At 31.3% G+C, this 24,604-nt stretch carries 16 protein-coding genes; 9 read left to right on the top strand and 7 right to left on the bottom strand.

All coding sequences use genetic code 11. The features are described 5' to 3' along the window. Positions 1–22: 22 nt before the first annotated feature. Positions 23–4,363, bottom strand: coding sequence for a DNA polymerase III subunit alpha (gene dnaE, locus GQR92_RS09490; RefSeq protein ID WP_158839047.1), 4,341 nt, complete (start codon positions 4,361–4,363; stop codon positions 23–25). Between the two features lie 314 nt (positions 4,364–4,677). On the opposite strand from dnaE, the gene GQR92_RS09485 reads away from it, so the two are divergent. From GQR92_RS09485 to GQR92_RS09475, 3 genes are all read left to right on the top strand, one after another. Beyond that, complete coding sequence (locus GQR92_RS09485; RefSeq protein WP_158839045.1) at positions 4,678–7,851, top strand: TonB-dependent receptor; 3,174 nt, start codon at positions 4,678–4,680, stop codon at positions 7,849–7,851. A gap of 64 nt (positions 7,852–7,915) precedes the next feature. Beyond that, entirely contained in the window at positions 7,916–8,917 is a 1,002-nt protein-coding gene (locus GQR92_RS09480) for an endonuclease/exonuclease/phosphatase family protein (RefSeq protein WP_233269819.1), read from the top strand. Positions 8,918–8,920: 3 nt separating this feature from the next. After that, positions 8,921–9,955 carry an alkaline phosphatase D family protein gene (locus GQR92_RS09475; RefSeq protein WP_158839043.1) on the top strand — a complete coding sequence of 345 codons (1,035 nt, stop codon included), beginning with the start codon at positions 8,921–8,923 and terminating at the stop codon, positions 9,953–9,955. Between the two features lie 140 nt (positions 9,956–10,095). On the opposite strand, the gene GQR92_RS09470 is transcribed toward GQR92_RS09475, so the two are convergent. Next, a complete protein-coding gene (locus tag GQR92_RS09470) occupies positions 10,096–10,719 on the bottom strand; it encodes a Crp/Fnr family transcriptional regulator (protein WP_158839041.1) in 624 nt (207 codons plus the stop codon). 246 nt (positions 10,720–10,965) lie between these two features. Then, positions 10,966–11,412: a ferritin-like domain-containing protein gene (locus tag GQR92_RS09465; protein ID WP_158839039.1), complete on the bottom strand. Its 447-nt coding sequence runs from the start codon at positions 11,410–11,412 to the stop codon at positions 10,966–10,968. Between the two features lie 431 nt (positions 11,413–11,843). Between GQR92_RS09465 and GQR92_RS09460 the strand changes: the two genes are divergently transcribed. The 4 genes from GQR92_RS09460 (at position 11,844) to rlmN (ending at position 16,339) form a co-directional block, all read left to right on the top strand. Then, positions 11,844–12,545, top strand: coding sequence for a crotonase/enoyl-CoA hydratase family protein (locus tag GQR92_RS09460; protein ID WP_158839037.1), 702 nt, complete (start codon positions 11,844–11,846; stop codon positions 12,543–12,545). A 109-nt stretch (positions 12,546–12,654) separates the two neighbouring features. Next, a complete protein-coding gene (locus tag GQR92_RS09455) occupies positions 12,655–13,884 on the top strand; it encodes a 3-phosphoshikimate 1-carboxyvinyltransferase (RefSeq protein ID WP_158839036.1) in 1,230 nt (409 codons plus the stop codon). Between the two features lie 72 nt (positions 13,885–13,956). Beyond that, the gene (gene queA / locus GQR92_RS09450; protein WP_158839034.1) at positions 13,957–15,006 is read left to right on the top strand and encodes a tRNA preQ1(34) S-adenosylmethionine ribosyltransferase-isomerase QueA; all 1,050 of its coding nucleotides are present in this window, start codon (positions 13,957–13,959) and stop codon (positions 15,004–15,006) included. 295 nt (positions 15,007–15,301) lie between these two features. Continuing rightward, entirely contained in the window at positions 15,302–16,339 is a 1,038-nt protein-coding gene (gene rlmN / locus GQR92_RS09445; RefSeq protein ID WP_158839032.1) for a 23S rRNA (adenine(2503)-C(2))-methyltransferase RlmN, read from the top strand. Between the two features lie 93 nt (positions 16,340–16,432). On the opposite strand, the gene GQR92_RS09440 is transcribed toward rlmN, so the two are convergent. Then, positions 16,433–17,029: a hypothetical protein gene (locus tag GQR92_RS09440; RefSeq protein ID WP_158839030.1), complete on the bottom strand. Its 597-nt coding sequence runs from the start codon at positions 17,027–17,029 to the stop codon at positions 16,433–16,435. Positions 17,030–17,260: 231 nt separating this feature from the next. Here GQR92_RS09440 and GQR92_RS09435 point away from each other — a divergent pair, with 231 nt between their 5' ends. After that, entirely contained in the window at positions 17,261–18,238 is a 978-nt protein-coding gene (locus GQR92_RS09435; RefSeq protein ID WP_158839028.1) for a polyprenyl synthetase family protein, read from the top strand. A gap of 1 nt (position 18,239) precedes the next feature. On the opposite strand, the gene GQR92_RS09430 is transcribed toward GQR92_RS09435, so the two are convergent. Next, positions 18,240–20,648: a TonB-dependent receptor gene (locus GQR92_RS09430; protein WP_158839027.1), complete on the bottom strand. Its 2,409-nt coding sequence runs from the start codon at positions 20,646–20,648 to the stop codon at positions 18,240–18,242. Between the two features lie 80 nt (positions 20,649–20,728). Further along, the gene (locus tag GQR92_RS09425; protein ID WP_158839025.1) at positions 20,729–22,246 is read right to left on the bottom strand and encodes a GH3 auxin-responsive promoter family protein; all 1,518 of its coding nucleotides are present in this window, start codon (positions 22,244–22,246) and stop codon (positions 20,729–20,731) included. An 82-nt stretch (positions 22,247–22,328) separates the two neighbouring features. Between GQR92_RS09425 and GQR92_RS09420 the strand changes: the two genes are divergently transcribed. After that, positions 22,329–23,120 carry a DUF2797 domain-containing protein gene (locus GQR92_RS09420; RefSeq protein WP_199269122.1) on the top strand — a complete coding sequence of 264 codons (792 nt, stop codon included), beginning with the start codon at positions 22,329–22,331 and terminating at the stop codon, positions 23,118–23,120. A gap of 121 nt (positions 23,121–23,241) precedes the next feature. Here the strand turns inward: GQR92_RS09420 and GQR92_RS09415 are convergent, their stop codons facing one another. Further along, positions 23,242–24,372 carry a vWA domain-containing protein gene (locus GQR92_RS09415; RefSeq protein ID WP_158839024.1) on the bottom strand — a complete coding sequence of 377 codons (1,131 nt, stop codon included), beginning with the start codon at positions 24,370–24,372 and terminating at the stop codon, positions 23,242–23,244. Positions 24,373–24,604: the final 232 nt, after the last annotated feature.

Below are 24,604 nucleotides of genomic sequence, written 5' to 3'. Positions count from 1 at the left end.
TGTTTTATTCTGTTAATTAGAATTAATTTAACTTATAAGCAATTTGTTGCTTATCTAAAGTTGCCAATAATTCATTACTAATATGAACCTTGGTATTTCTACTTGGTAAACTAATTTCTAATTTTTCTTTTTCATCCCAAATAGTAAAATTTAAACCTTGTTTACCTGGACTGTGTTTTAAAATAGATTCTAAATTTAAAATAGTGTCTTCTTTAATTTCGTTTAATGGAATTTGAATCGTTACTTTTTTACAGAGTTCATCCATAATATCATGTAATAATTTCATTTCTGTAAACTTTAATCTTGGTTCTCCGGCTACACCTGTTTCTTTATTAGTCCAACCTGGCTGAACCGTAGATCTTATAAATAGAAATTGATTAGGCACCAAGAAGTGTTGCATTCTTAGGTAATCTTCCCCAAAAATTCTAAACTCATGGTTATCTCCATAATCTTCTACTGTAAACATAGCCCAACCTTTTCCCGCTTTAGAAACTCTGTGTTGTACATCGGTAACAATACCAGCAAAAGCTAAATTCATGTTTACAAATTTTGCTAGATCTGCTTTAAAATACTTTAAAGAAGCGTTACAAAATTTTAATTCGTTTTTAAAATCATCTAAAGGATGTGCAGAAATATAAATACCGATAACTTCTTTTTCTTGTTGTAATAATTCCATGGTTCCCCAAGTTTCACATTGTGGAATGTCTGGTTCTGGAAATTGAACTGTAGAAGCTTCTCCAAACATAGAAACTTGTGCAGAATTTTCGTTTTCTTGATATTTACTACCAAATTTCATGGCACGTTCTAAAAAAGTCATCCCTTTTTCATCGGTGTCAAAATATTGTGCTCTGTGTGTGTCTGTAAAAGAATCGAAAGCACCTGCTTTTATCAAGCTATCAAAAGATTTTTTATTTGCAGCTCTTAAATCTACCCGTTTTGCTAAATCAAAAATTGAATTGTAATTTCCGTTTTCTTCCCTTTCTTGAATAATAGCTCTAACTGCTCCGGCTCCAACACCTTTTACGGCTGCCATTCCAAAACGAACAGCGCCTTCATTATTTACAGAGAATTTTAAAAATGATTCATTTAAATCAGGACCAAAAACTTGCAGTTCCATTCGTTTACATTCTTCCATAAAGAAAGAAACAGCTTTAATATCTTTCATATTATTAGAAAGTACAGAAGCCATATATTCTGCAGGATAATGGGCTTTTAAATAGGCTGTTTGATATGCGATCCACGCATAACACGTAGAGTGAGATTTGTTAAATGCGTAACTTGCAAAGGCTTCCCAATCTTTCCAAATTTTTTCTAATTTTTCTGGATCGTGTCCTTTTGCAGCTGCTTGTTCTACAAATTTTGGTTTCATTTTATCTAGCACCGCAATTTGCTTTTTACCCATCGCTTTACGTAAAACATCGGCTTCACCTTTGGTAAAGTCTGCTAACTTTTGCGAGAGTAACATTACTTGCTCTTGGTACACTGTAATTCCGTAGGTTTCTGCCAGATATTCTTCCATGGCAGGTAAATCATACTCAATATCTTCTGTACCGTGTTTTCTATTAATAAAAGACGGAATGTATTCCATCGGTCCAGGTCTGTACAAGGCATTCATGGCAATTAAATCGGCAAAAACGGTTGGTTTTAAAGAGCGCATGTGTTTTTGCATTCCTGGAGATTCATATTGAAAAATTCCTACCGTTTCTCCTTTCTGGAAAAGCTCATAAGTTTTTACATCATCTAAAGGAAACGTTTCTGGATCTAATAGAATATTGTGTCTTGCTTTTACAATTTTAACGGTGTCTTTAATTAAAGTCAGCGTTTTTAATCCCAAGAAATCCATTTTTAATAAACCTGCATCTTCTACAACAGAGTTATCAAATTGGGTAACGTACATGTCGGAATCTTTAGCCAAAGCAACCGGTACATAATTGGTAATATCACCAGGTGTAATAATAACCCCACAGGCGTGAATACCAGTGTTTCTAACAGAACCTTCTAAAATAGTGGCTTTGTTTATCGTTTCGGAAACCAAATCGTTTCCGTAAGACATTTGTTTAAGTTCTTCTACTAATTGTTTTTCTTCTGCTCTTAAAGCATCAACCTTACCTTTACTTTTAGCATCATCACCAAAAATATTTTTTAGCTTAATTCCCGGAATTAATTTTGCAATTCTATCGGCTTCAAAAAGCGGTAAATCTAAAACTCTGGCAGTATCTCTAATAGAAGATTTTGCCGCCATGGTTCCGTATGTAATAATCTGTGCAACTTGGTTTGCGCCATATTTATCAATTACATAATCCATTACTCTACCACGCCCTTCATCATCAAAATCAATATCAATATCGGGCATGGATACACGTTCCGGATTTAAGAAGCGCTCAAAAAGTAGATCGTATTTTATTGGATCAATATTTGTAATCCAAAGACAATAGGCAACCACAGAACCTGCTGCAGAACCACGCCCAGGACCAACGGCAACATCCATTTTTCTAGCTTCTCTAATAAAATCTTCTACAATTAAGAAATACCCAGGATAGCCCGTTTTTTCAATAACGGATAATTCAAAATCTAAACGTTCTTTAATAGATTCGGTAATCTCGCCATATCGTTTTTTTGCACCTTCGAAAGTTAAGTGTTTTAGAAAGTTATTCTCTCCACGTTTTCCTCCATCTTCTTCATCAGCTGGATCTTTAAACTCATCACCAATATTAAAGGCAGGTAATAAAACGTCTCTTGCAAGTGTAAATATTTCTACTTTGTCTACAATTTCTTGTATGTTGCTAATTGCTTCAGGAATATCTGCAAACAACGTTTTCATTTCGTCGGTAGACTTAAAATAATACTCATCGTTTGGCAAACCATATCTGTAACCACGCCCTTTACCAATAGGTGTAGATTGCTTTTCGCCATCTTTTACACATAATAAAATATCATGCGCATTTGCATCCTTTTTTTCTAAGTAAAACGTATTGTTGGTTGCAATAATTTTAACGTCGTGTTTTTTAGAAAACTTTAATAAAGTTTCATTTACAATTTTTTCATCTTGTTGATCATGACGCATCAACTCAATATATAAGTCGTCTTTAAATTGTTCTTTCCACCAAATTAAGGCATCTTCAGCTTGTTTTTCTCCAAGATTTAAAATTTTACTAGGTACTTCTCCATATAAATTACCCGTTAAAACAATAATATCTTCTTTGTATCTTTCTACAAGTTCTTTATCAATTCTTGGTACGTAGTAAAAACCGTCTACAAAGGCAGCAGAAGACATTTTTGCTAAATTGTGGTAGCCATTTTTATTTTTTGCTAATAAAACAACCTGATACCCATTGTCTTTTTGCGATTTGTTTTTATGATCTTCACAAATATTAAACTCACAACCAATAATCGGTTTCATTGGTGTTGCCGCGTTTTTATTATGATTTAAAACGGCGTTCACAAAGTGAAAAGCGCCCATCATATTTGCAGTATCTGTCATGGCAACCGCAGGCATATTGTCTTTTGCAGCAGCGTTTACAATATTACCCAATTGCATGGTAGATTGTAAAACAGAGTATTGTGTGTGATTGTGTAAATGCGAAAATTGTACGTTTTCTAATTCTGCTAAACCATCTGATGTAGATTTAGTTTCTGCAGTACCCTTTAACTTCTCTAAACGTTGGCGAATTAGATCGCTTTCCTTTTTAAGGTTGATGTGTTTTAAACCAATTACCTGGATAGGTTTTGGGTTTGCTTCCGAGAAATTGGTAAAATAATCATCATCAACGTCTAATTGTTCTTTGGTATATTCTCTAATACGAATTAACTCTAAAAAGCAACGTGTGGTAGCCTCAACATCGGCAGTTGCATTATGGGCATCGCCAAAACCAACACCAAATAAATGATTGTGTAATTCTGTTAAGGTTGGTAATTTAAATTTACCACCACGACCACCAGGAATCTGACACATGGTAGCTGTTTTCTCTGTACAAGTATCTAAGACAGGTAGCGAAAGCATCTTGTTTTCTACACCTAATCTATGGAATTCACATCCCATAATATTAAGGTCGAAATTTAAATTCTGACCAACAATAAATTTCGTTTTCTCTAATGCTTCATTAAACAAAACCAAACCTTCGTTTAAAGAAATTCCTTGTTCTGCAGCTAATTCCGTAGAAATTCCGTGAATTCTTTCTGCATCGTAAGGGATGTTAAAGTTGTCTGGTTTTATTAGAAAGTCGTTGTTTTCTAATACGTTACCCATCTCATCATGCAATTGCCATGCAATTTGTATACATCGAGGCCAGTTGTCTGTATCGGTAATTGGCGCGTTCCAACTTTTAGGTAAACCAGTAGTTTCTGTATCAAAAATTAAGTACATAAATGATTTTTTGTATAATGAGTTATTGGTGATTTACGGACTGTAAAATTAAAGGTTTGTTATTTAAAAATAATGAAATACGGAGATCTTTTTATTAACATATAAAATTAATTGAATAGAAAGGAATTAGATTGTTAGTTGTTGTTATTCTTTGTTTTAAGGGTTCTACAATTTAAATAAAAGTGATGAGGATTGCCTTTTTGAATATTAACAAAGGTTTAAATTAAGATTAAATCTGTATCAATGTTAATATTTAACATAGGTAGCTGAGTATCCAAGTCTAGTTTTGGTACTTATTAAAACTAACATATCTTATGAAATTATCAGTAGTAAAAATTCGTATAACCATTTGTTTAATGATGGCTTTTGGTTTATTTTTTTTAAATGCTCATGAGTCTTTTGGGCAAGCAACCAATGCTTCTATAAGAGGTATTATAAAAGATAGTAGCGGAGAGCCACTAATGGGGGCTACTATTATTGTTAAAAATATTTCAACAGGGTTTAGCTCAGGTACTATAACAAATGAATCTGGAGGTTATAAAATTCAGCAATTACCTTTAGGTGGACCTTATAATGTAACAGCCAAATACCTTGGGTTTCAAGATGTGGTTAAAAAAGGCTTTACTTTAAACTTAAGTGATGTAATTACAATAGATTTTTTGTTACAAGAATCTGCTACTTCTTTAGATGAAATTGTTGTTTCTTCTAATAGTATTGTAAAAAGAATTCAGCAAACAGGTGCTTCTACAAAAATAGGTGCTGGACAAATTAAAAATTTACCATCAGAAGGAAGAAATTTTACCAGACTTACAAGTTTATCGCCCTTACAAGGAGCCGGAAGTCTTAATTTAGGAGGACAAAGAAGAACTTCTACAAATGTAACTATTGATGGTGTTAATTTTAGAAATACACTTACAGCAGGTGAAATTGGTAGAGGACCTTACACAATTTCTCAAGAAGCGATTAGGGAATTTGAGGTTTCTACAAATGATTATGATGTAACACAAGGGCGCCAAGGAGGAGGATCTATTACTTCGGTAACAAAATCTGGAACCAATGAATTTGAGGGAAGTGCTTTTTTTTATCATAGAGCAGACAATCTTCAGAGTCAATACACCATACAAGGACAAAAAAGAGATGCCGATTTTTATAACTCTCAATCTGGGTTAAGTATTGGAGGACCTTTAATTAAAGATAAATTACATTTTTTCTTAGTGTACGAAAGACAAGATGCGGGAGATCCTCAATTTATTGCAAATATTCAAAATGATGATGATGCGAATCGTTTGGGAGTTTCAGAAAGTAGTTTAAACCGTTTTTTACAAATTGGTAGAGACAAGTATGGTTTAAGTAACTCAAAGCAAGTAGGTCAATTTGATAGAGTTACCGAGGCAAATAATTTATTTTTAAGATTAGATTGGCAAATTAATGATAAACATAGGTTAACATTTAGAAACCTTTATAATAAATGGGATAACCCTTTTAGTGTTAGTGATAATTCTAATGTAGAAGTAGCAGAGTCTTATTCAGATTTTGTGTCTCATGAAAATAGTATGTTTCTTTCTTTACGTTCTAATTTTTCATCTCGTGTTACCAATGAATTTAAAGTACAGTATCAACGTGCAGAACGTATTTTTAGTCCAAATTCAGAATTGCCATCACAAAATATTCCAAGAGCCATTGTACAAGTAGCTTCTGTGTTGCCTAATGGTAATACTAGCAGTAAAAGCATACAATTAGGTGGACAACGATTTACGCCAGAAACCAATTTAGAAAATCAAATTCAGCTATCTAATACAACTTATATTAATGTAGGGAAGTTTAACTTTACTTTAGGTACAGATAATTTAATAACCTCTTTAGAAACACAGTTGTCTAATGAGCAAAATGGTCGTTTTTTCTTTGATTCTTTAGATGATTTTGATAATTTAAATCCTTCTAGATACGCTCGTGAAGTACCTTTACAAGGGTCTACTTTAGTAAAACAAACTGTTTTAGATTTGTCTTTCTTTGGTCAGGTAGAATTTGATATAAATCCGAATTTAAACTTTGCGGGTGGTATACGTTATGATGCAACAGCATTTGTAGATGCAGCAGAATTTAACCCTTTGGTATATCAAGAATTAGGAATTCGTACAGATGAAAAACCAGAAGATTTTGATAACATTCAACCTAGATTTCAATTAACGTGGAATATCAAAGGAAATGATACCGATATTTTAAAAATTGGTGGAGGTGTATTTACATCGCAACCACATTATTATGCACAAGTAAATAACATTCAGAATAGTGGAACTTTATTAGGTGCTATTGATGTTACAGGAGCAGATGTACCTACTCCAGATTTTATTGGCTACAGAAATGATCCAAGTACTGTACCAGGTGTACCAGCGGGAGTTACTCCGTTTTCAACAATAAATGCTGTGAGTCCAGATTTTGAAGTACCTACCATCTATAAAGCAAATATAAATTATACACACTTTTTTGGAGATAGATATAGCTTAGGAGTTAATGCTGTTTTTAGTCACACTAAAAATAATTACGTGTATCAAGAAACCAATTTAGTGGCAGAACCTTATTTTGTAACGCCACAAGGTAGAGAGGTTTTTGTGCCAGCAAATACTATTGCAGAGAATGGTCGTGCAGATTGGACAAAATCTAGAGTTTCTGATTTAGTAGGTAGAACGTTGGTTTTAAATTCTGATGGCATTTTAGATAACCTTGCGTTAGTTGTAGAGGGGTCTGCTAAAATAGGAGAAGATGGTTATGTAAACGCAAGTTTTACTGTAAATCAATCAAAAGACAACTCATCATACAACTGTTGTGTAGCAAATACATCTACATTTCTTCCTGTTTCTGGAGATCCAAGAGATTTAAATTATGGGTATTCAGACAATCATTTTGATACTAAAATTGTCGTAAATGGAGCAAGCCCTACTTGGAAAGGGTTTACGTTAGGAGCAACAATTGTAGGTACAGGAGGTACAAGGTATTCTTTAAAATCTGGTGGAGGAAGAAGTGCAAACGGAGATTTTAATTTAAGTAATGAAATTGCATATGTTTTTGATCCAAGTGATGCAAATACACCACAATACATTAAAGATAGTTATAATGAAGTTTTAAATGATCCAGAAACATCAGAAGGATTTAAAGAGTATTTAAAAGAAAGTTTTGGTGGTTTTGCAGAAAGAAATGGAGGGAAAAATCCTTTTAGTGCAACCGTAGACCTTCGTCTTCAGAAAAAGTTTAATCTATCTAATGATAAACATTCTTTAGAGCTTTCTGCCGATGTTTTTAATTTTATGAATTTATTAAATAAAGAATGGGGACGTAGTCATAATTTTGGAAATAGAGATTTTATGAATATTAATGGTTTCGATCAGGCAACAAGCAGTTATGAGTATAATGTACAAACGGGTGCTGGTACAGAGCTTATTAATGGTACTCCTTGGAGGTTGCAAGTTGGGGTGAGATATTCATTTAATTAAAAGAATAGTTTGTTTTTATGGGGTTGGGTATTTCTCTATCGAGCCCCTTTTATATTTATAGCTTATGAAAAATAGTATTTATAGTATCGTCTTTTTAATTTTAACAGGATGTGTTGGGTCTAAAAACTTAATAGAAAATGATTCTTTTTTCTCTAAAGAAAACTACATAGCCAAGCACCATGGAGAGGTAAGACCTGTTGAATATCAATTTCCTAAAAAAGATAGTTTTAAAGTGCTTTCTTGGAACGTAGAACATTTTGTAGATTCTTTTGATGATCCTTATATAGATTCAAAAAGAGAAAATAAACCAGATTCTTTAATGTCAAATAAGGTTGCTTATTTAGTTGCCTCTTTAAAGGATATAGATGCAGATGTTGTTGTTTTACAAGAATTTGAAAGTGCAAAATTTTTAAGAAGTATTGCTAGTAATCGTTTAGAAGATATGGGGTACATATATTTTGCAGATGTACCGAGTCATGGTTGGTATATGAATGTAGTTGTAATGAGTAAATTTCCATTAGGTGTTATTTATGGTTATGGAAATGTAACCACTCCTGTGTTAGAATATAAAAACGATAAAGGAGCTCCAGAGACACAAAATACGTTAAATACTAGAATGTGGTCTGTTGAGGTGTATCCTAATGGAGGTTATAATTTTTTACTTACAGGTGTCCATTTAAAAGCAGGTAGAGGAGAAAGAAACATCGCGATGAGAAAAGGGCAGATTAATTTTTTAAAACAACAATTTAAACGTTTTTTAAAAGAAGACAAAAACAAAAATATTTTAGTGGTTGGAGATTTTAATAGTGTACAAGGAAGCGAGGAGATTAATTTATTTTTAAATGAAAAAAGAAAGAGAGAAAAATTTATAGATCCATTGCCAGAAACGGTAATGACACATACTTCTGATGATCCTAAACGTAGGTTAGATTATATGTTGATAAATACCAATATGTACAAAGAATATAAAGAGAATTCTGCGGAAGTACCTCAACTTTTTATGCCACAAAAAATGAGGGAAATTAGTGATCACTTACCAGTAATAACAACATTTATAATTAAATAAAAAATGAAAAAAATTATCATAGTACTTCTTGTTTTTACAGTTTTGTCTTGTAAAACAACTTCTAAATCAAGTGAAAATAAAGCTTATTTTAAGCAGTCATCAAAAGAAAAAACAGCAGATTTTGTACTTGCTTTTGGCTCTTGTAATAAACCAGATCAAACGAATCTGTTATGGGATGATATTGCTGGGTTAAATCCAGATGTATGGTTGTGGGGAGGAGATATTATTTATGCAGACACAGAGAATATGGATAAAATGGAAGCAGATTATAATCTTCAAAAAAAGCAAAAAGGATATGCAAACCTTTTAAAAGAAACTAAAGTTTTGGGAACTTGGGATGATCATGATTTTGGAGCCAATGATGCTGGTGTAGAATATCCTAAAAAAGAAAAAAGTCAGGAACTATTGTTGAATTTTTTGGGAGTTGATAAAAATTCTCCAAGAAGAAAAAAAGAAGGGGTGTATCATTCTGAAGTTATAGAAACAGCTAAAGGATCTGTAAAAATTATTTTGTTAGATACTCGTTATTTTAGAACAAGTATAAACAAAGAAAGTGTAAATGGTGTTCAAGAGAATCGCACTATTTTAGGAGAACAACAATGGGCTTGGTTAGAAAGTGAGTTGGTTAATTCAGCTGCAAAATTTAATATCATTTTAAGTAGTGTACAGGTAATTGCAGAAAAACATCCTTATGAAAAGTGGGCAAACTTTCCGTTAGAACGTAAAAAACTACTTGATGTAATTGTATCTTCAAAAGCTAATAATGTTATTTTATTGTCTGGAGATCGTCATATATCGGAGTTTTCTAAAGAAGAAGTAAGCGGCTTAACCTATCCTTTAATTGATTTTACATCGAGTGGGATGACACACGCAAGTAAAAACTTTACTAAAGAATACAATCCTGCAAGAGTAGGTAGCGTTGTTTCCAAAAAAAGTTTTGGGGTATTAAAAATTAATTTTGATAAAAAAGAGGTTGTAATGGAAATGCGTGGAGATAACACGTTACAACAAAAAATAGTACAAGTTTATCCTTTATAATAATTTATAAAGGTCTTACGAGTAATATGCCCTTTGCATACAACTCTTAAAATTAGAGTTTTTTTATGTAGAATACGAAATATATTGTGTTACTTAAACTTAATTTTAAGGCTAAAGAAAGGGTTTTATGTTCAGGGATTTTAAAAGGCTAATTGTTTTTCTAGTATAGAAGCAACAGTTTGACGGGTGACCCCAATAAGGTCACCCATATCTTTTTTTGATAAAACATTAAAAAGAAGATAAGGAGTTCCTTTTGTATCTATGATTTCTATATTCAGTTGTTTTTGAAGAGCGGTTATTTTTTCTTCAATTTGCTTTTCTTTAATGTTTTTTAACTTTAATTCTGCAGAGCACCATCTTTTTACAAGGTAAGAAATAAACCAATTTGTAATGATTGGATTTGTTACTATGAGTGTTTTAAAAAAATCTAAATTGTATAATCTAATTTTACTATCTACTAATGCTTTTGCATATTCTTGAAACTGTCCATTTAAATATTTTAAGTTGCCAAAGAATTCCGTAGATGGTAAAACTTCATAAATAAAACTATCACCATCGTCAGAATATCCACCTAATTTTACTCCGCCAGAAACTACTTCATATATATAATTATCTTTATTTGATGGTAGGTAGATGTACCCATTTTTTTTTACATCTATTTCTATTATATCTTCTTCGTTGTACTGTATATTTAAATTCTTAAGGGCTGTAAAAAGATCGAATTCTTCAAAATCTTTATTAACAGGTCGAATCGTATTATTCATAATGAAAGGGGGTTAATAAGTAAAAGTAGCTGATTAGAATAAATTTGATGTTAAGCAATCATTATTTAACAAATTAAATTGGAATTATTTTATGATGTTTTACTGTTTGTTAAATTTATAGACGCTATTAATAGTTGCTGTATCTTAAAAGAATCACCAAAAAAAAGTCAACTCAGTTAAGAATTGACTTTTAAAGTATCTTATAAAAACATGAATAATAGGTTACAGCCTATTTGTATTTTATGATTAGGCTAACTCTTCCTTCACCATTAGTAAATTAATAGCAGCTTGAATTTTTTGTTGCTGTTCTTCTATCATTTTTCTAGTAGAAAGAGCAAAAGCATCTTCTAATAATATTTCTTTGTACTCTTCTAAATTGGCCCTTTCTCCTCTAATTGCTTCTTCTAAAATTGCCACTTCATCATTTGCGCTAAATAGAGACTTTAGTGTCATCCAATTTCTATGCACTGTTCCTTTAAAAGTACCACTATCTTCTGGTATTTGTCCGTGTAATAAAATCTCAGTTCTAAGTTCTTTTGCAAACTGACTTCTTTCTGAGGCTCTATTTTTAAAGAAAATTTTTAATTTAGCACTCTCTACATTTTTTGCAGCGTTTAAATACCCTTTTTCTGCATCGTAATTTTTTTCTAATAACTCATTTAATTTGTTCGAAATTTTTTCTGTGTACTTCATCGTATCATTTTCATTTTAAATTCCAATAGATTGTTTTGAGATGCGTATTGTTTCACATCTTATAATACCACAAATTTATGGGAGATTAAAAGTTTAGATTAGCTCAAAAGATTTGATTCTTGACTCATTTTATTTTTTAATATCTTTTTAAGAGTTTTTATTGGGGTAGATTGATCGCGTTAGGGATTGCAGTGAAAATCCTTTTTAAATGTTTTAGAAATGCGTTATTGCGAGGAACGAAGCAATCTGTTTATCTAAAAGAGATTGCCACATAAAGCAGAAAAAGCTTTATTATCAATGACAAATTTAAAAAGATTGTAGCGCAAAGCCCGACCTGTAAGGGAACGCCCAAATAAAATGAATTATGTACCATGAATTGTTGGTGTTGTATTTTTAAATTATATTGTAAGTCGATAAAAAACATAGATAGAATGAATGAATTTGTTACATATACATCAGAAGAAAATTACGCTTTAATTACGATTAATAATGGAAAAGCAAATGCAATTTCGCATGAAGTTGTGGCGGGATTAAATGCAGGTTTAGATAAAGCAGCAGCAGAAAATAAAGTAGTAATTCTTACAGGTCAAAAAGGAATATTATCTGGAGGATTCGATTTAAAAGTGATGACAAAATCGCCAGAAACAGCTAAAGAATTAGTTACAAAAGGATCTCAGCTATCATTAAAAATGTTGTCTTTTTCGCAACCAATTATTGTTGCATGTTCTGGGCATGCCATTGCTAAAGGAGCTTTTTTACTGCTTTCTGCAGATTATAGAATTGGTACCGAAGGCGATTTTAAAATAGGTTTAAATGAAGTGATGATTGGTATGACGATGCACAATGCCGGAATTGCAATTGCAAAATCTAGATTGTCTGAAGTGTATTTAAATAGAAGTGTAAATAATGCTGAAATTTATAATCCTAACGATGCCGTAAAAGCAGGTTTTTTAGATATGATTGTTCCTGATACTCATCTATTGCCAACAGCTATAAAAGTAGCGGGTATGTTTGCCAAACTAAATAAGAAAGCACACGCCGAAACAAAGTTAAAAGTTAGAAAACAGCATTTACTAGATTTAGAAAATGCAATTGAATTGGATTTAAAGAGCGATATCTCTATTAATTCTTAATAAAAGAGGTGAATTTTTACACTTATTTAAAGGAAATAAACTTTGTTATATTTCTTTTGAATGGTAACTTTGACGCTTAGTGAAAAACTAATTTATAGAATTTTAGGAAATGGATATATTGTTAAATGTTGTAGGTAATAAAAAGATTAATGAGAAAATAACAATCTCTGGTTCTAAGAGTGAATCGAATAGATTGTTAATTCTTCAGAATTTATTTCCAGAAATTTCTATTGAGAATTTATCAGATTCAGACGATTCTGTGCACATGCAACATGCCCTTTCTACAGATAAAGAAACAGTAGATATTGGTCATGCAGGTACAGCAATGCGTTTTTTAACGTCATACTTTGCCGTAAAAGAAGGTAGAGAAGTGGTTTTAACAGGTTCTGAAAGAATGCAAAATAGACCGATTGAAATTTTAGTGAATGCTTTAAAAGATTTAGGAGCAACTATTTCTTATGAAGATAAAGTAGGGTATCCGCCAATTAGAATTAAAGGATCTAAAATTACAACAGATAAAGTTCAGATTAACGGAAACGTAAGTAGCCAGTATATTTCTTCTTTATTATTGATTGCTTCTAAGCTAGAAAACGGATTAGAAATAGAGTTATTGGGTAAAATTACTTCGGTTCCTTATATAAACATGACGTTGAGTTTGTTGAATCAATTAGGTATAGAAACTAATTTTGAAGGAAACTTCATTAAAGTGAATCCTAAAAAATCAATAGAAAAACAACTTGTTGTTGTAGAATCAGATTGGTCTTCTGCTAGTTATTTTTATTCAATTATAGCATTATCAGATATTGGATCAGAAATTTCTTTATCGGCATATAAAAAAGAAAGCTTACAAGGAGATTCTTGTTTGGCAGAAATTTATCAGCATTTTGGAGTGGAAACTATCTTTGGTGAGAATTTCATCACCCTTAAAAAAGTAAAAGAAACTAAAAAAGAAACCTTAGAAATAGACCTAAAAAACGCACCAGATATTGCACAAACCATTGCAGTAACTTGTTTTGCAGAAAATATTGCCTGTAATTTAAGTGGTTTACACACGTTAAAAATTAAAGAAACAGACAGATTAGTTGCTTTAAATGACGAGTTAACCAATTTAGGAGCCATTATTTCTGTAACAGACAAAAGTTTACATTTAGAAATTTCTGCGACCGTAAACTCAAATATTTCTATAAAAACGTATAAAGATCATAGAATGGCAATGGCATTTGCGCCTTTGGCATTAAGAGTTCCTATTAAAATATTAGAAGCAGAAGTGGTTACAAAATCATATCAAAAATTTTGGGACGACATGCAACAAATTGGTATTAAAATAGATAAACTATAAATAAACGGTCAAACACTTGACAACGCCTATTCCGATATCGTATATTTGCGCACTTTATAAGCAAATAGACATATGAAATTATCGCATTTTGAATTTGATTTACCCGAAGAGCTTTTAGCTAAATATCCTGCAGAACACAGAGACGAATCTCGTTTAATGGTTCTTAATAGAAAAGAAGGTACCATAGAACACAAAGTTTTTAAAGATGTTATAAATTACTTCGAAGAAGGAGATGTTATGATGTTAAATAATACCAAGGTTTTTCCTGCAAGAATGTTTGGTAACAAAGAAAAAACAGGCGCTAGAATAGAAGTTTTCTTATTAAGAGAATTAAACGCAGAAAATAGATTGTGGGATGTTTTAGTAGATCCGGCAAGAAAAATTAGAATTGGTAATAAATTATTTTTCGGAGACGATGATAGTTTAGTAGCAGAGGTTATAGACAATACAACATCTAGAGGAAGAACTTTACGTTTCTTATTTGATGGTTCTTACGAAGAATTTAGAGCAAAATTATTAGAACTTGGTCAAACACCATTACCAAAAGCAATTGGTAGAGATGTAGAACCTATAGATGATGAACGTTACCAAACTATTTATGCAAAGCACGAAGGTGCAGTAGCAGTGCCAACAGCAGGTTTACACTTCTCTAAACATTTAATGAAACGTTTAGAAATTAAAGGAGTAGAATTTGCAGAAACTACATTACACGTTGGTTTAGGTACATTTAGCCCAGTAGAAGTAGAAGATTTATCTAAGCATAAAATGGATTCTGAACAGATTGATATTTCAGATGCAACTGCAGATAAAATAAACAAAGCTAAAAAAGAAAAAAGAAGAGTTTGTGCAGTAGGTACAACGGTAATGAGAACTATAGAATCTTCAGTTTCATCTAAAGGTGAACTAAACGGATTTACAGGTTGGACCAATAAATTTATTTTCCCACCTCACGAGTTCAGTATCGCTACCGCAATGATTACAAACTTTCATACTCCAAAATCTACATTATTAATGCAAGCAGCCGCTTTTGGTGGTTACGATTTTGTAATGGAAGCATACAAAGAAGCAATTAAAGAAAAATATAGATTCTCTACTTACGGAGACGCTATGTTAATTATATAATTCTTTTAAGAATTTAAAATTTAAAGGTTGATAATTATTAAATTATCAACCTTTTTTTTATTTGGGCGTTCCCTAAAAAGGTCGCGCTTTACACTACAATCTTTTGTTCGTACCTCACAAAAGGATTTCCATTTCAAATGCAAAGCATTCACGATTTCAATAACAATATTAAAGGATGAGTAATCGCTAACGCAACCTACTTGCCAACAAAAGGTATAACCTCAAATTATATACGTATTTTTGCAGCGGTCAATTTTTAATCATTAAACTTTGATTTTTTTAAATAATAATTATTTTGGATAAAAAGAAAGACATAAGAGCCTTAACTAAAGAACAATTACGCGATTTTTTTGTAGAAAATGGCGATAAAGCTTTTAGAGGAAACCAAGTGTATGAATGGCTTTGGAGTAAGTCTTTACATACTTTTGATGCAATGACAAACATTTCTAAAGAAACTAGAGAAATGTTAGAAGCTAACTTTGTGATTAATCATATCAAAGTAGATTCTATGCAAAAAAGTAAAGACGGAACCATAAAAAACGGAATTAAATTACACGATGGTTTAATTGTGGAGTCTGTTTTAATACCTACAGAAAAAAGAACAACAGCTTGTGTTTCTAGTCAAGTTGGTTGTAGTTTAGATTGTAAATTCTGTGCAACTTCGCGCTTAAAAAGAATGCGTAATCTAAACCCAGATGAAATTTACGATCAAGTTGTAGTAATAGACCAACAAAGCAGATTGTACTATAATAAAAAATTAACAAACATTGTTTTTATGGGAATGGGAGAACCCTTAATGAACTATAAAAACATGATGAAATCTATAGAGATGATTACCTCTCCAGAAGGTTTAGGTATGTCGTCTAAAAGAATTACAGTTTCTACATCTGGAGTGCCAAAAATGATTAAAATGATGGCAGATGAAGACGCTAAATTTAATTTAGCTGTTTCTTTACACTCTGCAATCGATGAGGTTAGAACTACAATTATGCCTTTTAATACTACTTTTCCATTAAAAGATTTAAAAGAATCTTTAGAATATTGGTACGAAAAAACAGGTAGAGAAATTACCTACGAATACATTGTTTGGGATGGTATTAACGATAAAAAAGAAGATATAAAGGCATTAGTAGCATTTTGTAAAGCAGTGCCTTGTAAAGTAAACTTAATAGAATACAACCCTATTGATGATGGCGAGTTTCAACAAGCTAGTTCTTCTGCAATAAACAATTATATTTCTAATTTAGAAATGAATGATATTACTGTAAATGTAAGAAGAAGTAGAGGTAAAGATATTGATGCTGCTTGCGGACAATTAGCAAATAAATCTTAATATTTCTGTTTAGAAAATTATACACAAAATAAAAAGCGCTCAACAGATTTTAAAATCTGTTGAGCGCTTTTTTTATGTTTTAAGATGTTGGTTTTAACCTCTTCTTCTTTCTAATAAGACAAACATCATTAAAGAAAGCATCACTCTATCGTCATCATCGCTATCTAGTTCTCCAATTTTAGAAACCTCGAAGTTTCTACCAAAAAAGGACTTTAACTTTTTAAGTTCAACAACCGTTTTACCTTCGTTATTTTTAACTAGGTAAGTTGGGTTAAAAAGATATCCTGTAAAGAAACTTAAAACAGGAATTTCACCAAGTAAAGAGTCTAATACTTTTACCCAAGGATTTTTCTCGTTAATTACATATTGCTGTTTTTCATGTTGGTCAATAATTTCATAATGAGCATTCCAAAGAGATTTCCATCCTTTTCTAGCCACTTTTCCAAACTCTTTATCCTTTTCATCAAAAAAAGAATAAGCAGTAGAAAAGTCTAACCATTTATCAGCTTTAATTTTATAGTTTAATTTAGATTTGGTATCATTCTCGTAAATACTAATATCTTCTTTTAGCTTAAACATTTTCTGACGCACATAAGCAATCGGTTTTCCGCTACTATCTTTTGCTGTAAAATCGTTGGCGAACGTAGATATTTTAAACTCGAAAGTAACCGGGAAATGAATATTTTGCATAGTAATTTAATTTGTAATTTTTAAAAGCGAAAGATAATCGAAATTTAAAATTCAATACGAATTAAATAGATTTATTAGGTAAGTAAAAAAAGATTGTTCTTGTAATAATCGCTAATTACTTTATCCTAAAAATTAATAATAAATATCCGTTTTAAAAGATTAAGGTTTCAAACAAAAACATCTTAATTTATTTCTTTACTTTTGGTTTTTTATCAGGATAAACAGTCGTTAATGAAACCAGTAGAGCTTATAAAACTTCCCATTAAAAATGAAATGGAACTCTTTGAAGAAAAGTTTAAAGAATCTATGTTGTCTAAAGTTCCGCTTTTAAACAGGATAACCTATTATATCGTTCGTAGAAAAGGGAAACAAATGCGACCAATGTTTGTTTTTTTGGTAGCAAAAATGGTTTCTAATGGTGGTTTTGATGAAAGAACCTATCGTGGTGCTTCTGTGGTAGAATTAATTCACACAGCAACTTTGGTACATGATGATGTGGTAGATGATAGTAACAGGCGTAGAGGTTTTTTCTCTGTAAATGCACTTTGGAAAAATAAGATTGCGGTTTTAGTGGGAGATTTTTTATTATCAAAAGGGTTGTTATTATCCATAGATAATGAAGATTTCGATTTGCTAAAATTAATTTCTATTGCTGTTAGAGAAATGAGTGAAGGTGAATTACTGCAAATAGAAAAGGCCAGAAAGTTAGACATTACAGAAGCCGTTTATTTTGATATAATAAGAAAAAAGACAGCAACATTAATTGCTGCTTGTTGTGGTATTGGAGCTGCTTCTGTTGGTGCAAATCAAGATTGTGTTCGAAAAATGCGAAAATTTGGTGAGTATATTGGTATTGCTTTTCAGATTAAAGATGATTTGTTTGATTATACAGAAGCCAATATTGGCAAACCTACAGGTATTGATATTAAAGAACAAAAAATGACATTGCCTTTAATTTACACCTTAAATAACTGTTCTAAAAAGGAGAAATCTTGGTTGATTAATTCTGTTAAAAAACATAACAAAAATAAAAAACGAGTTAAAGAGGTAATTGCTTTTGTAAAAGAAAAAGGTGGTATAGAGTATACAACCACCAAGATGAATGATTACAAAAACAAAGCTTTGGCAATTTTAGAAGATTTCCCTACATCTGCATATAAAGATTCTTTACTAAGAATGATCGATTACGTTGTAGAACGTAAAATTTAGATTAAATAGTAGCTTTTAAAGAGATTACAAAATTTCTGCCAGGAGAAACAATTCCAGAACTATAAGGTCTATAACGTTTGTCTGTGATGTTTTCTAAACCCGTTGAAATTAATAAATTATCGGTAAATCGATAAGATGTTTTTAAGTTTAATGTTAAATAAGAAGGCGAATATGGGTTTCCATTACCATCAATTGCATAGATATAATCTTTTGCTTTTTCACTATCAGGTAAATCATCATAAGCAACAGAACCACTGTAGTCTGCGTATAATTGTGCTTTTAATTTATTTGCATTATAAGTTAATCTAGTTGTACCAAACCAAGGAGCAGCGTGTCTAGAAGGGCTGGTGTCTCCGTTGTCTAACTCTTCTTCTCCTTTTTGATAACTCACTGTTGATGAAAATCCAATTCCACTTCCTAGTTCAGCTTCAAAACCTGTTTGAAAACCATATACATTAGCTACAGCCGCATTTTGAATTGCTTGTATATTGCTTAATTCTCCGTCATACATCATTTCGGTTTCGCCATTTAACGTAAAATCTCTTTTTACCATAGCGTCTTTTAAATTGGTATAAAAACCAGTTACTTCTATTTTTAAGTAATCGCCAAAAGTTTTAGCAACAGAAATATCTGTATTGTAAGCGTATTCTGCTTTTAAATCTGGATTGGGAACTACTACAGAACCAGGTTCTGAATCGAAAATTTTACCAACATCATCTACATTAGGTGAACGGAAAGCAGTAGAGAAGTTTGCACTTAACAACCAATCTTCTTTAGGTCTAAAAACCAAACCTAAACTACCTGTTAATGCGCTGTCATTTATTTTTGCTTCTGTAAATGGTAAAGGATAAAATGTGGTATCAAACGTAGCGTTTAAACTGTAAAAGTTATAACGTAAACCAGATTGCAAAACCCATTTTTTAGAAAAATCGTACTGATTAGAAGCATAAATACCTAAAGAAGACCAGTTAGAATCTGGGTATCTACTTGGTCCTTCTACAGAAACATTGGTGTCAATATTTGTGTTTACTCCGTTAGAATTTACATCATTATAAACATATTCTGCCCCGTAAAATAATTTGCTTTTTCTACTTAAACTTTTAGAGAAATCTAAGTTGGTAGAATAGGCATCTACTCTTTCTGTTCTTGTTTCTCTTCCGTTATCATTAAAATCTCTACTAATTCTGCTTTCATCAAATTTTTGATAGGTTAATCTTAAAGTAACATCATCATAAAAAGAACTCGCTCCTTTTTTATTGATTTCAAAATTATTCATCATCCACTTTTGTGGGCCATAGCTCCATTCTCCATAACGAGGATCTCCTTTTTTTGTTCTTAAATGTCTGTCGTATCTAGAATAGCTAGAGGTTTCAGATAAATGAAAACCATATTCAAAGTTCCAAGTTTCATTAGGTTTAAAACGTACTTTTTGCATTAAGTTGGTTTGCGTATAGCCAGAAGGTACTTGCATTTTAGGATCCTTGTTTGTAATTACAACATCTTGATTGTTTTGTCTTTCTACATAAGAATTTCTTAGATATTCTTCAGGTCCATTGCTTCCCATTTTTAAATCGCCATAATCATTGTAGCTTAAACTGGTAACAAACGCCCATTTTTTATACCCTAAATTAAAATCTGCATGATATGTTTTTTCTTCATTTGCAGAAGAGAAGCGTGTAATTGCTTTACCAGTAATTAAGGTTTCGTCATCTAAAGATAAGTTTGCAGATAACGTTTTAAAACTCATAACAGCACCAATAGCATCACTTCCGTAAATAACAGAACCAGGTCCAAAAATAATCTCTGTTTCTTCTATTGTAAAAGGATCTAAAGAAATTACATTCTGAATATTACCCGCTCTAAAAATGGCGTTATTCATTCTAACTCCATCAATGGTGTATAACAATCTATTGGTAGCAAAACCTCTTATCATTGGGCTTCCACCACCTTGTTGACTTTTCTGAACAAATACTTTTCCGGAAACTGTAAGTAAGTCTGCGGCGGTTTGTGTGTTCATTAATTCTACTTCTTTCGGAGAAATAATACTCACTTTAGAGGCTAAATCAGATTTTTTCTGTTTCCATTTGGTCGCTGAAATAACAATTTCATCAATTCTTAAAATAGTAGGAGTTAACTTTACCAGAAAGTTGTTTTTTTCTAACGCTTGGTAGCTTTTAATTTGTGTTTTAAAACCAAGAAATCGTATTTCTAGTTCTTTAGTATTTTTAAAATCACTAATATCTGCTTGTCCTTTTCCGTTTGTTGTAACGTAATCGTTAGTTTCTTTATTAAAGATAGTTACTTGCTCTAATTGTTCTTTAGTTTCTGTATTAACGATGGTTAAAATTTGTGCATTTGATGTGAAACTGAAAGAAAAAAGAAATAAAATAAAAGTAACTTTTTTAATCATAGTAAGGCTTTTTTTGATGTTGATGAAATCTATGTTCATTTATCAAAAATCATGCCTATTAAGTAAAAATAAAAATAATTTTAAGATTTTTTTAAGAGTAATAATTCTTCTAGAAAATCTCTAGAATTAGATAATCTTGGTACTTTATGTTGCCCGCCTAATTTGTGCTTTTTCTTAAGCCAACTGTAAAATAAACCTTCTTCTGCTTGATGCACTTTTGGTGCCATTAAAGTAATGTTTAAATAGCGTTTTGCCTCGTAATCTGAGTTTATAGATTTTAAGGCGTTGTCTAAGACTTCAGAAAAATACCCCATAGAATCTGGTTTTTTACTAAATTCTATAATCCACTCATGACCACCTTTTTCTTTACCTTCCATAAAAATAGGTCCAACAGTATAATCAGAAATGGTAGCTGCTGTTTTTTCGCAAGCTAGTTTTAAAGCATCTTCTACATTTTCGATGTTTAATTCTTCTCCAAAGACGTTTATATAATGTTTTGTACGTCCTGTAATTTTAATTCGGTATGGTTCTAAAGATGTAAAACGAATGGTGTCACCAATTAAATAACGCCATAAACCACCATTTGTAGTAATAATTAAAGCATAATCGATGTCTTTTTTTACATCAGCAAGTGTAATTGTATTCGAGTTTTCACCTTTGTATTCACTCATCGGAATAAATTCATAGAATATTCCGTAATCTAACATCAACAATAATTCTTTGGAGTTATTTCTATCCTGAATGGCAAAAAATCCTTCGGAAGCATTGTAAATTTCGTAATATTTAAAACGCTGTTTGGGTATAATTTTTTTGTATTGCTCTCTGTAGGGATTAAAGTTTACACCTCCATGAAAATAGACTTCTAAATTAGGCCAAACTTCTAAAATATTGTCTTTACCAGAACGTTCTAAAACACGGTTTAGTAAAACTAACATCCAACTTGGTACGCCTGCTAAACTGGTAATATTCTCGTTGATGGTTTCATCAATAATAGCATCCATTTTTGTTTCCCAATCGCTCATTAAAGCAACTTCTTGACTAGGAGCAGAGCTAAAATCTGCCCAAAAAGGCATGTTTTCTATGATGATTGCAGATAAATCTCCAAAATAAGAACCATTATCTTGATATACTTCAGAACTGCCACCCAATCTTAAGCCTTTACCTGTAAATAACTGCGTATCTGGATTGTTGTTTATATAATTACACAACATGTCTTTACCTGCTTTCATGTGGCAATCTTCAAGAGCTTCATCAGAAACAGGTATAAATTTACTTTTTGCGTTGGTGGTTCCGCTACTTTTTGCAAACCATTCAATTTCTGTTGGCCAAAATAAATTTTGCTCGCCTTTTCTACATCGTTCTATTAAAGGTTCAAAAGTTTCATATTTCTGAATAGGAACATTTTTTGAAAAATCTTTATGATTTTTTATACTAGCAAAGTTATGTTTTTTACCAATTTCTGTGTTTTTAGCGGTATTTACAAGCTTTAACAATAATTCATTTTGTACATCAATAGGGTATTTTAAAAATAGTTCTATTTGATGTTTCCGTTTCTTTAAAAACCAAGAAATTATAGAATTGATAATTTGAAAAGCCATAGAAATTCGTAAGTTTGTTTTGAACGATTTTAGAACAATTATCGTTTTAAAACCGAAGTTTAAAAATACTAAAATTTGTGCGATGATTTACCAAGGAGTTTTAAAAAAAATGATGACTGAAAATGCAGAACAAATTCAGTATTATTTAGATATGAAAACTGATTTTATAAACATGAATCAGTTGTTAAATAAAGAAATAACAATAAAGTTTATTACTTATGAATGTTTAAACTGCCATTTAGAAAAGACAATTTATAGACAAGGTTTTTGTAAATCTTGTTTTTTTGAGATTCCTAGTGCTGCAGATTGGATTATGAAACCAGAATTAAGTAAAGCACATTTAGGCATAGAAGATAGAGATTTGGCTTATGAGCAAGCAGTGCAATTAAAGCCACATATTGTGTATTTGGCAAATTCTAGCAATGTAAAAGTTGGTGTTACAAGAAAACAACAAGTGCCAACACGTTGGATAGATCAAGGAGCGCATGAAGCTATTGAAATAGTAGAAACTCCCAACCGTTATTTAGCAGGTATTACCGAGGTTGCTTTAAAAGATTATGTGGCAGATAAAACCAATTGGCGTAAAATGTTAAAGAATGACGTTGAAGATGTAAGCTTAATGGAATGGAGAGATCGATTAAAAGAGTTTATCCCAGAAGAAGCAAAACAGTATTTTATTGAAGATAATGTTGAGACACATATTAACTTTCCGGTTGTAAAATATCCTTTAAAACCTAAAAGTTTAAACTTAATTAAAACGCCAACTTATACAGGAACATTGGTTGGAATAAAAGGACAATATTTAATTTTTGAAGACGAAACTGTCTTTAATGTAAGAAGTAACGAAGGTTTGGTGGTTTCAATTGAGGTGTAAAATAAGTATAGTTATAACAGAAAGATTCACAGAGTAAAATCACAGAGACTCATAGAGAAGGTCTAATGTTTTTTCTCCGTGAATCTCTATGAAATGCTCTAGGTAGCTGCAATATTACCTTTTACCAAGCGTAATTTTTTAATTTTGCTTGTCTTTTTATAGCCTTGATCATAACATTGTCTAGCTCATTTTTATTACTGCCTTCTTTTTGTTTTTTAGCAATAAAACTTCTTCTTTTTGCATCTAATTCTTTAATTTTTTGCTGAATTTCAGTTCGTTCTTTTGCTTTCGATTTTACATAATTTTTAATTTCAATTTCAGATTTATTTTGTAATTCTTTCGGCAGTTTTTCTTTTTCAATTTTATTATAATCTACTTTTTGCTTTTTATCAGCATCTACCAAATCCCAAGAAGAATTGTCGTACAAACGAGAACTTTTACTAACGGCACGTTTAACAATAACCACTTCATCTAAAAATTCAGCATTCATATCTTGTTCTTTCTGAGAAGAAAATTTAGAATATCCATTGATTCCGTAATAAATATAAGTCTTGTTCAATCTTTTGTTTAGAATGATAATGTCATCATCATAAGGAGTTACTACATGCACAATTTTTTTATCTTGATTTATGGTCATATAATCGCCACCCCCCAAATCGGCACCATCTTTCCACATTCCAGAAATTCCGGTAGAATAGTTGCCACAAAATATCGTATTGATAATTACATCTTTTTCTTTTGCGTCTGTAATAGCATCTTTATAATTGATTTTACCTTGTGTAAAAGGTTCGTTACCTGCAATAAAAATTATTTTTAAATCGTTTTTATTTTCGCCCCAAGAAAGTTCGTTTAAAGACGTTTTTATTACTTGTCCGCAAAACTCATTTCCTCCACTTGTAGTTAAAGAAAATAGTTTTTCGGAGATTTCATCTAAGTCATTACTAAACTGCAACACTTGTTTAATATATCCTTCTCTAGAAGATAAAGTAGAGTTTCCATATTCATACAAAGCAATTTCTAAATTCGGTTTTTCAATGCCGTATTTAGCATACGAAAGTTCGTTTACAATTTCCCAAAGTTGTGCTTTTGCTTGGTTTATCAGTCCATCCATACTGCTACTGGTGTCTAGTAGTAAAGCGACTTTAATAGTTTGTTTTTTTGTTTTTTCTGATGATGGCTTGTCTACAGCAAAGTTGTTGATGGAAACAAATAAGAGTAATACGGATACGACTTTTAATGCGATTTTTTTCATGATAGATTGTTTTAATGTTTTATAAATGATTAAAAGTTTGGTTGTTTTTGATAAGTCAATATTAACACCAACTTAATTCTTAAAAAACAGCCAATGAGTAAAACCTCCTTTTGCTTGAGTGAAAGGGAAATCAAAATGAGTAAACCTTAATTTTTAATAAGTAAAATGGATATATTAGAAGATTAGCTATTTTTTTTGATGCTTTTTTGTGTGTATGTTTACAGTATTAAAT

This window comes from Polaribacter sp. L3A8, assembly GCF_009796785.1.
In the GTDB taxonomy this organism is placed as follows: domain Bacteria; phylum Bacteroidota; class Bacteroidia; order Flavobacteriales; family Flavobacteriaceae; genus Polaribacter.
Note: the sequence above shows the minus strand (reverse complement) of the source record. Positions and strands in the feature narration are given on the sequence as shown.

What these genes read in the sequence shown, in the direction of transcription:
- GQR92_RS09475 (WP_158839043.1), top strand. Translation starts at nt 8,921, where the DNA reads ATGAAAAAAATTATCATAGTACTTCTTGTTTTTACAGTTTTGTCTTGT.
- GQR92_RS09430 (WP_158839027.1), bottom strand. Translation starts at nt 20,648, where the DNA reads ATGATTAAAAAAGTTACTTTTATTTTATTTCTTTTTTCTTTCAGTTTC.
- queA (WP_158839034.1), top strand. Translation starts at nt 13,957, where the DNA reads ATGAAATTATCGCATTTTGAATTTGATTTACCCGAAGAGCTTTTAGCT.
- GQR92_RS09465 (WP_158839039.1), bottom strand. Translation starts at nt 11,412, where the DNA reads ATGAAGTACACAGAAAAAATTTCGAACAAATTAAATGAGTTATTAGAA.
- GQR92_RS09480 (WP_233269819.1), top strand. Translation starts at nt 7,916, where the DNA reads ATGAAAAATAGTATTTATAGTATCGTCTTTTTAATTTTAACAGGATGT.
- GQR92_RS09455 (WP_158839036.1), top strand. Translation starts at nt 12,655, where the DNA reads ATGGATATATTGTTAAATGTTGTAGGTAATAAAAAGATTAATGAGAAA.
- GQR92_RS09440 (WP_158839030.1), bottom strand. Translation starts at nt 17,029, where the DNA reads ATGCAAAATATTCATTTCCCGGTTACTTTCGAGTTTAAAATATCTACG.
- GQR92_RS09425 (WP_158839025.1), bottom strand. Translation starts at nt 22,246, where the DNA reads ATGGCTTTTCAAATTATCAATTCTATAATTTCTTGGTTTTTAAAGAAA.
- dnaE (WP_158839047.1), bottom strand. Translation starts at nt 4,363, where the DNA reads ATGTACTTAATTTTTGATACAGAAACTACTGGTTTACCTAAAAGTTGG.
- GQR92_RS09420 (WP_199269122.1), top strand. Translation starts at nt 22,329, where the DNA reads ATGATTTACCAAGGAGTTTTAAAAAAAATGATGACTGAAAATGCAGAA.
- GQR92_RS09485 (WP_158839045.1), top strand. Translation starts at nt 4,678, where the DNA reads ATGAAATTATCAGTAGTAAAAATTCGTATAACCATTTGTTTAATGATG.
- GQR92_RS09435 (WP_158839028.1), top strand. Translation starts at nt 17,261, where the DNA reads ATGAAACCAGTAGAGCTTATAAAACTTCCCATTAAAAATGAAATGGAA.
- GQR92_RS09470 (WP_158839041.1), bottom strand. Translation starts at nt 10,719, where the DNA reads ATGAATAATACGATTCGACCTGTTAATAAAGATTTTGAAGAATTCGAT.
- GQR92_RS09415 (WP_158839024.1), bottom strand. Translation starts at nt 24,372, where the DNA reads ATGAAAAAAATCGCATTAAAAGTCGTATCCGTATTACTCTTATTTGTT.
- GQR92_RS09460 (WP_158839037.1), top strand. Translation starts at nt 11,844, where the DNA reads ATGAATGAATTTGTTACATATACATCAGAAGAAAATTACGCTTTAATT.